This is a genomic window from Albidovulum sp., assembly GCF_008933605.1.
In the GTDB taxonomy this organism is placed as follows: domain Bacteria; phylum Pseudomonadota; class Alphaproteobacteria; order Rhodobacterales; family Rhodobacteraceae; genus Albidovulum.
Window position 1 is genome coordinate 1 of the sequence record NZ_WBUS01000127.1, and the last position, 8,961, is coordinate 8,961.

The 8,961-nt window shown below is 69.8% G+C and carries 10 protein-coding genes and 1 pseudogene; 9 read left to right on the top strand and 2 right to left on the bottom strand.

Annotated elements, in window-relative coordinates:
• From F9K34_RS14445 to F9K34_RS14455, 3 genes and pseudogenes are all read left to right on the top strand, one after another.
• Positions 1-198: pseudogene (locus tag F9K34_RS14445) on the top strand (zinc ABC transporter substrate-binding protein); the annotation flags it as partial.
• A gap of 54 nt (positions 199-252) precedes the next feature.
• The gene (locus F9K34_RS14450) at positions 253-1,248 is read left to right on the top strand and encodes an aldose epimerase family protein (RefSeq protein ID WP_291337698.1); all 996 of its coding nucleotides are present in this window, start codon (positions 253-255) and stop codon (positions 1,246-1,248) included.
• A gap of 50 nt (positions 1,249-1,298) precedes the next feature.
• Complete coding sequence (locus tag F9K34_RS14455; RefSeq protein ID WP_291337700.1) at positions 1,299-1,823, top strand: GbsR/MarR family transcriptional regulator; 525 nt, start codon at positions 1,299-1,301, stop codon at positions 1,821-1,823.
• A gap of 31 nt (positions 1,824-1,854) precedes the next feature.
• Here the strand turns inward: F9K34_RS14455 and F9K34_RS14460 are convergent, their stop codons facing one another.
• On the bottom strand, positions 1,855-2,622 hold the full coding sequence (locus F9K34_RS14460) for a DUF1013 domain-containing protein (protein WP_291337702.1): 768 nt from the start codon (positions 2,620-2,622) through the stop codon (positions 1,855-1,857).
• A gap of 124 nt (positions 2,623-2,746) precedes the next feature.
• Here F9K34_RS14460 and F9K34_RS14465 point away from each other — a divergent pair, with 124 nt between their 5' ends.
• The 6 genes from F9K34_RS14465 (at position 2,747) to F9K34_RS14490 (ending at position 7,848) form a co-directional block, all read left to right on the top strand.
• Positions 2,747-3,376, top strand: coding sequence for a ribonuclease T2 (locus F9K34_RS14465; RefSeq protein WP_291337704.1), 630 nt, complete (start codon positions 2,747-2,749; stop codon positions 3,374-3,376).
• A gap of 179 nt (positions 3,377-3,555) precedes the next feature.
• Positions 3,556-4,542, top strand: a complete 987-nt coding sequence (locus F9K34_RS14470) for a type I glyceraldehyde-3-phosphate dehydrogenase (RefSeq protein ID WP_291337706.1) — start codon at positions 3,556-3,558, stop codon at positions 4,540-4,542.
• Positions 4,543-4,608: 66 nt separating this feature from the next.
• The gene (locus F9K34_RS14475) at positions 4,609-5,508 is read left to right on the top strand and encodes a LysR family transcriptional regulator (RefSeq protein WP_291337708.1); all 900 of its coding nucleotides are present in this window, start codon (positions 4,609-4,611) and stop codon (positions 5,506-5,508) included.
• 119 nt (positions 5,509-5,627) lie between these two features.
• A complete protein-coding gene (locus F9K34_RS14480) occupies positions 5,628-6,050 on the top strand; it encodes a DoxX family protein (RefSeq protein ID WP_291337710.1) in 423 nt (140 codons plus the stop codon).
• Between the two features lie 24 nt (positions 6,051-6,074).
• On the top strand, positions 6,075-6,884 hold the full coding sequence (locus F9K34_RS14485; RefSeq protein ID WP_291337711.1) for a VOC family protein: 810 nt from the start codon (positions 6,075-6,077) through the stop codon (positions 6,882-6,884).
• A 1-nt stretch (position 6,885) separates the two neighbouring features.
• Positions 6,886-7,848, top strand: a complete 963-nt coding sequence (locus F9K34_RS14490) for a glutathione S-transferase family protein (RefSeq protein ID WP_291337713.1) — start codon at positions 6,886-6,888, stop codon at positions 7,846-7,848.
• On the opposite strand, the gene F9K34_RS14495 is transcribed toward F9K34_RS14490, so the two are convergent.
• The coding region (locus F9K34_RS14495) for an aspartate aminotransferase family protein (RefSeq protein WP_291337715.1) at positions 7,837-8,961 on the bottom strand (1,125 nt) is incomplete at its 5' end. The two genes, F9K34_RS14490 and F9K34_RS14495, sit on opposite strands and share 12 nt — an antisense overlap.

Consider the following 8,961-nt stretch of genomic DNA (forward strand, 5'->3'; position numbering starts at 1 on the left):
GCAGGCGAAGCCGCCTGCGCCTTCCCCGAGGCCGGGCACGATCCGCGCCCGATCGAAGGCCTCGTCGCGGGCACGTCGGCCCGGCTCGGCGCGCCGCTCGATCCCGAGGGCCGCTCGGCCGAACCGGGGCCGGGGCTCTACCTTGCCGTGCTCGACGACATCGGCACGGCCATCGCCGACTGTGTCGCGGGCGATTGACGGCGCCGGTCCCGGTGCGACGATGCAGCCGAAGGGCCCAGGAGGACGGCAGGAATGATCGAGGCGGGCAGGATGGCGGACGGCCGCGCGGTCCACGCACTCGTCCTCGCGGGCGGGGGCTTGAGCCTACGTCTGCTCACCCTTGGCGCGACGGTCCAGGATCTACGGCTCGCCGGCATGGGCTGGCCGCTCGCGCTCGGTGCGGCGGACCCCTCGGACTATGCGGGCCCGCTTCTCTACGCCGGCGCCATCGTCGGACCGGTCGCCAACCGCATTGCCGGCGCACGGGCCGTCGTCGCCGGCCGCCTTTGCCACTTCGCCGCGAACGAGGGCGGCACGCTCCTGCACTCGGGTGCGAACGGCCTCCATGCCCGGGTCTGGACGGTCGAGGAAGCCGGGCCGGACCATGCGACACTCCGCGCCGACCTTGCCGCCGGCGAGGGCGGATTTCCCGGCAACCGGACGATCCGGGCGCGCTTCCGGCTGTCGCCACCGGCCACGCTGACCCTGGACCTGACCGCGACCACCGACGCCGTCACGCTCATCAACCTCGCCCACCACGGCTACTGGAACCTCGACGGCAGCGGCGACATCTGCGGCCACCGGCTTGCCATCGCCGCGGACCGATACCTTGCGGTGGATGCCGCGATGATCCCGACGGGCCCGCCGCGTTCCGTCGCGGGCACGCCCTACGACTTCCGGACGTCCGTGCCGTTATCCGCGGCGCCGCCCCTCGACCACAACTTCTGCCTTTCCTCGACCCGCCGCGACCTGACCGAGGTGGCGACCCTCACGGGCGCGTCCGGCGTGAGGCTCAGGATCGCGACGACGGAACCCGGGCTGCAGGTCTATGACGGACGGCATTTCGCGGTCGCCGCCGGCCGGGGCCTCGACGGCCGCGCCTACGGCCCCCGCGCGGGCATCGCCTTTGAACCGCAGGTCTGGCCCGACGCGCCGAACCGGCCCGATTTCCCCCCGGCTGCGCTCGCCCCTGGCGAGCGCTATTGCCAGACGACCCGGTTCCGGCTCGACCGCGTGCGGATGCCTTGACGGAGCGGCGATTTTCGCGAGGCTGGAACAACCCTTCGCGAAAGAGCGCCATGGCCGCCACCCAAGCCTTTCCCGAAATCGTCGCCGAACTGGGCGCGCTCTGCGGCATATCGCGCCCCGCCGGGCAGTGCTTCGCGGCGATCTGGCGCGCCGCCCAGCCACCCTGCGCCGACGACCTGACCCAGACGCTGGGCCTGTCCCGGTCGAACGTCTCGACGGCCCTGAAGGAACTGCGCGAATGGGGCCTGATCGCGCGGGCTCGCGCACCGGCGGACCGCAAGGACTACTTCACGGCCCCACCTGACCCCTGGGAGATCGTGCGCCTGTTGATCGGCGGGCGGCAGCGCCGCGTGGTGGCACCGCTCCTCGACAGGCTCGTCGCGGCCGAAGCCGCATCCGGCGACGCGCGTATCGCGGCGTTGCACGAGACGCTGGCCACCCTGTCGGCACGGATGGAGGCACTGGTGGCGCTCGATGCGGCGAAGCTCGCGGCCCTGTTCGAGGCCGATCCCGGCGACGAAGCCGCATCGGGTCAAGCCCCGGGCAAGAAGAAGAAAAAGAAGAAGAAGGGATAGTGGCGCCGCCCGCCCCGCGGGGGACGCGCGATCAGCGCCGACCCCGCCCCTCGTCCTCGTCGTCCTCGTCGTCGCCCTGCGGCAGGTTGAAGAAGCTGTCCGCGTCCGAATAGTCGGCCGGGTTCTTCTCCTCCTCTTCCTGCGTCCGCGAGAACGAGAAGTTCTCAAGCCCGGCGATGGAAGACGGGATCTTCGGCTCGGTGGACATGCCGAGCGACTGCTCGGTCGAGACGAGCTTGCGGCGTTCGTCGTCCGACATCACCACGCCGTCAGCCGCCTTCTTCTTCGCCGCCTTCTGCACGGCGGCGTCCAGTTCCGACTGCCGGCAGAGGCCGAGGGCCACCGGATCGATCGGGGTGATGTTCGAGATGTTCCAGTGCGTCCGGTCGCGGATCGAAGCGATCGTCGGCTTCGTCGTGCCCACCAGCTTGGCGATCTGCGAATCGGCGAGCTCAGGATGGAACTTCACCAGCCACAGGATTGCCGCCGGACGGTCCTGCCGTTTCGAAAGCGGCGTATAGCGCGGGCCGCGGCGCTTTTCCTCGCCCAGCGCGGCGGGGTTGTGCTTCAGTTTCAGCCGGTAGAGCGGATCGGCCTGCCCCTTCTCGATCTCGCCGGGTTCGAGCTGGTTATTGGCGATCGGGTCGAAGCCCTTCACGCCGGTTGCCACGTCGCCGTCGGCAATCCCCTGGACCTCGAGCTCGTGCATCCCGCAAAAATCGGCGATCTGCTTGAAGCTCAGCGTCGTGTTGTCCACCAGCCAGACGGCCGTGGCCTTGGCCATGAGCGGTTTCGTCATCGGGCTTCTCCTTTACAAATCTCTCCCGAGCCGGGAAAACGGCTGCGACCCTTGGGCCGCGGTTCCTCGTTTTCGGGGAATTGCGGCGCTATATAGTCGCTCTGCCCCCCGGAGAAAAGAGAAAATGCGCGCCCTCGCCCTGCTCCTTCTCAACGCCCTCCCGGCCTCGGCCGAAGGCGGGCGGGCGGGGGCGTTCGACTATTACGTCCTGTCGCTTTCGTGGTCGCCGACCTTCTGCGCCCTCGATGGCGACGACCGGGGCGCGGATCAGTGCGACCCGCGCCATGACTTCAGCTTCACCCTCCACGGCCTCTGGCCGCAGTACGAGTTCGGCTGGCCGAGCGACTGCCGGACCGGCGAACGCGATGCCACGCGAGCGGAAACGCGCGCGATGGCCGACATCATGGGCTCCGCCGGGCTTGCCTGGCACGAATGGAAGAAGCATGGCCGCTGCTCGGGCCTGTCGGCCGGCGACTATTTCGAGACCTCGCGGCAAGCCTATGACAGCATCGTCATCCCAGAGGTCTTCCGCGCGCTGCGGCAAGACGTGACGCTGCCCGCGTCTGTCGTCGAAGAGGCCTTCGTCGACGCGAACCCCGGCCTCGAGGCGACGATGGTCACGATCACCTGCGAGGCGGGGCGGATCCAGGAGGCGAGGATCTGCCTGACGAAGGATCTCGCGCCCCGGCCCTGCGGGCTCGATGCCGCGCGCGACTGCCGGATGCGCGATGCCTTGATGGAGGCGGTGCGGTGACACGTCAGGCCGGAGCCCTCGACCTGCGCAACGCCGTCCCTGCCCTCCCGGGATGACGGCGGCGGCAGGCGCCGCGGCGCCCCTGCAAGGACCGTGCACACGGCGTATCGGGTACATTTTCGGCATTTTCAATCGCTTGCACTCGGCTAGGATCGGCGCGGATCGAGAAAGGACCACCCATGCCCCTCCGCGTCGCCCTCAACGGTTTCGGCCGCATCGGCCGTTCGGTTCTGCGCGCAGCACTTTCGGGGCCGGTCGGAGACGGGCTTGAGATCGTCGCGGTGAACGACATCGCGCGGCCCGAGATGGCCGCGTATCTCTTCGAGTACGATTCCACCTTCGGCCCCTGGGACGGCGAGGTGCGGCTGGAACCGGATACTCTCGTCGTGGACGGACACCGCATCCGCCTCACCGGCGCGCGCGACCTCGCGACGCTCGACCTGTCCGACATCGACGTGGTGATGGAATGCACCGGGCTCGGCGGCGAGCGCTCATTCGCCGAGGCGGGCCTTCGGGGCGGCGCGCGGCGGGTGCTCGTCTCCGGACCCTCCGCCACGGCGGATTTCACGCTGGTCATCGGCGCGAACGAAGAAAAGCTGTCGCCCGCGCACCACATCGTCTCCAACGCCTCCTGCACCACGAACGCCCTCGCGCCGCTCGCCCGCCTGATCGAGCGGGAATGGGGCGTAGAAACGGGGTGGATGACCACGATCCACTGCTACACCGGCAGCCAGCCGACCGTGGACGCGCCGGCGGCGGATTATGCCCGAAGCCGCGCGGCGGCGCTGTCGATGGTGCCGACCACCACCTCGGCCCAGCGCCTGCTGGACGTCGTGCTGCCCGAGATCGCGGGCCGGATCGAGGGCGCCGCGGTGCGCGTGCCGGTGGCCTCTGTCTCCGCGGTGGACTTGTCGGTGATGACCCGCGCCCGGCCCGGGCGCGAGGCGGTCAATGCGGCGCTCGGCCAAGCCGGCGGCGTGATCGGCTGCACCGACCGTCCGCTAGTCTCCTCCGACCTCAGGGCGCGGCCCGAAAGCATCGTCATGGCCCTGCCCGAGACCCGCGTGACCAGGGGCGGGCTGCTCCGCGTCTTCGGCTGGTATGACAACGAATGGGGCTTTTCCAACCGCATGCTCGACGCGGCCCGGCTCCTGGGGCGGCTCTGACACCCCTGCCCTCGTGGCCGGAATTGCGCGAAACTCGGCCTGACTTTCGCCGAATCGGACGCAATCATGGATCGCCTCGCCTCGGACCGGATGTTTATCGCGGTCATGGAGACCGGCAGCTTCACAGCCGCCGCGCGCCGCTTCGGCACCACGTCGGGGCAGGCCTCCAAGGTCGTCGCGCGACTCGAGGCGGAACTCGGCGTGCGGCTTCTCAATCGCACCACGCGTGCCGTCTCGGCCACCGAGGTCGGCCAGGCCTATTATGAACAGCTTCGCGGTCTCATCGAGGAGTTCGATGCGCTCGACCAGAGCGTAAGGGACGCCTCGGCCAGCCCGCGCGGGCGGGTGCGGCTCACGGCGCCCCTGACCTTCGGAGCGACCGAACTCGTCCCCGCGCTCAACCGCTTCGCCTCCGCCTTTCCGGACATCTCGCTGGACGTTTCCTTTTCCGACCGGGTCGTGAACCTGGTGGACGAAGGCTTCGATGCGGCGGTCCGCGTCGGCCGACCCACAGACACCACGCTGATCGCGCGCAGGCTCTGCCAGATTCGGGTGGTCCTGGTCGGTGCCGAAAGCTACCTCGACCGCGCCGGCGTGCCGGCAGCGCCCGCGGACCTTGCCCGGCACGAATGCGTCATCGACACCAACTTCCGCGACCCCTGGCACTGGCACTTCCGGACCGGCGGGCGGGTGGAACAGGTGCCCGTGCGCGGGCGGCTCCGCTACTCCAACGCCGAGGCCTGTCTCGGCGCCGCGGAGGCGGGGCTGGGCCTCGCCTTCGTGCCGGACTTCGTCGCCGCGCCGTCGCTGAGGGCCGGCCGTGTCCGCGCGCTTCTCGCCGACCACGCGGACGACCCGTTGGGCGTTTTCGCGCTCTATCCGCCCGGGCGCCACCTCGCGGCCAAGGTGCGGGTGCTGATCGACCATCTCGCCGAGTATTTCCGCGGGCGCGACTGGGGCGTATGACACCAATTGCATCCATTTAGGATGCAATAATCTTCCCGGAAACCGGATTATCATTTTCAATGGAAGGTATCATCTTCCCGCCATCGCCCAACCCGGGCCAACCCTCGAAAGGACAGATGATGACCACCTACGACGCCACTGCCCCGCTCGCCCGCCCGACCAACGCCGACTATGCCGCGCTGATCCTGCGCGTCTCGACGGGCCTCTACTTCGTCCTCCACGCCTGGCTGAAGATCGCGGTCTTCACCCCCTCCGGCACCGCCGGCTACTTCGCCTCGATCGGCCTTCCGGGCTTCCTCGGCTACGCGACCATCGCCGTCGAGCTTCTGGGCGGCCTCGCGCTCATCGCCGGCTTCTACACCCGCGCAATCTCGCTCGCGATGGTTCCGGTGCTCCTTGGCGCGGCCTGGTTCGGCCATGGCGCCAACGGCTTCTTCTTCTCTAATCCGAACGGCGGCTGGGAATACCCGGTGCTCTGGGCCATCGTGATGGCCGCGCTCGCGCTCCTCGGCAACGGCGCCTACGCGCTCTCGCGCCGCTGACGTCCGCACAGGAAAGGGACGACCATGTCCACCGCCTCCGCCCCCGTCGAGATCGGCCGCGTTGCGCTGACCGTGCGTGACATCGACCGGGTAGCCGCCTTCTACGAAACCGCGATCGGGCTTCAGCCGATCGCCTCCGAAGGCGGCGTCCGCACCCTCGGCGCGGGCGGGCGGGTTCTCCTGGAACTCCGCGCCGACCGCGCGGCGAAGGCCGGAGATCCCCGCGAGGCGGGGCTCTTCCACACCGCCTTCCTCCTGCCGTCGCGCGCCGACCTCGCCATGTGGATGATCCATGCCTTCGAAGTGCGCCTGCCGCTGCAGGGCGCCTCCGACCACCTGGTGAGCGAGGCGATCTACCTCGCCGACCCCGAGGGCAACGGCATCGAGATCTATCGCGACCGTGCGCGGGACGAGTGGCCGCGCCGCGATGGCCGGATCAGGATGGCGACCGATCCGCTCGACCTCCGCGCGCTTGCCGCCGATGCCGCGCGCCCCTGGACGGGCGCGCCCGACGGGACCGTCGTTGGACATGTCCACCTTCAGGTGGGCGATGTGTCGGCGGCCGAGGACTTCTATTCCGGCACGCTCGGCTTCGACATCGTGACCCATTACCCCGGTGCCGCCTTCTACAGTTCCGGCGGCTACCACCACCACCTTGCCACCAACGTCTGGAACAGCCGGGGCGCCGGGCAGCGCAGCCGTGGCGCGGCCGGTCTTGCCGGCGTCGAACTTCTGGCCGACGCCGCGAACCACGACCGCCTCGCGGGCGTCCTTGCCACGCAGGGGGCGGACCCGTGGGGCACCCCGTTCACGGTCTCGCGGAAGGAAGCCTGAGATGCTCATGCGAGGGAAATGGGCCGAGAACTGGCAGCCGGTTCAGGCCAAGGACGAGAAGGGCGGATTCGTCCGCCAGACCTCGTCCTTCCGCAACTGGGTCACCGCCGATGGCGGTGCCGGGCCGACCGGCACCGGCGGCTTCAAGGCCGAGGCCGGGCGCTACCGGCTCTATGTCGCGCTGATTTGCCCCTGGGCTTCGCGCACCTTGATCGCGCGGGCGCTGATGGGCCTGACGGGCGCGATCCCGGTGACGGTGGTGGAGCCTGCGCTTTCCGATCAGGGCTGGCGTTTCGGCACCGGGGCCGACCCGGAACGGGCGGCCACCTACCTGCACGAACTCTATTCGGCCGCCGACCCGGAGTTCACCGGACGCGCCACCGTGCCGGTGCTCTGGGACAGGCAGACGGACACGATCGTGAACAACGAATCCGCCGACATCCTCAGGATGATGAGCCTCGGCTTCGGCGGGCTCGCCACCAGGGACGCGGGGCTCTACCCCGGGGCCCTGCGCGCCGAGATCGACGCGCTCTCGGACTGGATCTACCCCCGGCTCAACAACGGCGTCTACCGCGCGGGCTTCGCCACAACGCAAGAAGCCTATGACCAGGCGGTGGCGGGCGTCTTCGCGTCCCTCGACACGCTGGAGCGCCGGCTATCGGACGGGCGCGACTTCCTTTTCGGGACGGGGCTGACGGAGACGGACATCCGGCTCTTCGTGACGCTGGTGCGCTTCGACGCCGCCTATTACGGGCTCTTCAAGTGCAACATCCGCCGACTTGCGGACTACCCCCGGCTTTCGGCGTACCTCGAACGCGTTCTCGACGTGCCGGGTGTGGGGGCGACGGTGAACCTCGACCACGTCAAGCGCGGCTACTATTCGATCCGCGCGTTGAACCCCAACGGGATCGTGCCTGCGGGTCCGCACCTGCCCTGGGCCTCGCGGACCGCATCAGAGGGCTGAGAGGACGCCCGCCATCCTGCCCAGGAAGATGTCGGCATGCTCGCGGGTGAAGACCAGGGGCGGGCGGATCTTCAGGACGTTCCCCGCCTTCCCGGTGGCCGAGATCAGGACCTTCGCCGCGCGGAGACCGTTGACCACCCGCAGGGCGAGCGCCGCGTCGGCCGCGCCGTCGCGGACGATGTCCGCCCCGATGAAGAGCCCCGCGCCGCGCACCGTCCCGAGGCAGTCGTGGCGCGAGGCGAGGTCCCGCAGGCCCCCGACGAGATAGGCGCCCGTGTCGCGGGCGTTGTCGAGAAGCCCCTCGTCCTCGATCACGTCGAGAACCGCAGAAGCCGTTGCCGCGGCCACGGCATTGCCGCCGAAGGTATTGAAGTACCGCGCCTTGGCGCCGAAGGCCGCGACGACCCCGGGCCGGACCACCAGCGCGGCAACCGGGTAGCCGTTGCCCATCGGCTTGCCGAGAGAGACCATGTCGGGCACGAGCCCGTGGCGCTGGAAGCCCCACATCGCGGCACCGGTCCGCGCGAAGCCGGGCTGCACCTCGTCGGCGATGAAGATGCCGCCCGCGGCGCGGATCGCCGTAACGGCAGGGGCAAGGAACCCCTCGGGGTCCGCGAAGACCCCGTCGGAGGAGAAGATCGTGTCGACGACGAGCGCGGCGGGCCGGACCCCGTGGCGGAGAAGGTCGTCGATTGCCACCTGAACCGCGGCGGCGAAACCCGCCGCCACGTCCGCCCCGTAGCGCGCGGCGTCCGGCGCGGGGACGGTGCGGACATGGGGGCCGAGCGGCACATCCGCTCCGAGCGAGGGCGACAGCGCGGCCACGTCCGCGGTGACGCCATGATAGGCGTTCTCGGTCACGATCACGCCGGTGCCGCCGGTGTGTTCGCGCGCGATGCGCAGCGCGAGGTCGTTCGCCTCCGACCCGGTGCAGGTGAACATGACGTGGCCCAGTTCGGCCGGGAAGGTGGCGAGCAGCCGTTCGGCATAGTCGAGGATACCCTCGTGCAGGTAGCGCGTGTGGCTCGCGAAGGCGGCCGCCTGCCGCGCCATCGCCTCCACCACGCGGGGGTGGCAATGGCCAACGCAGGCGACGTTGTTGTAGGTGTCGAG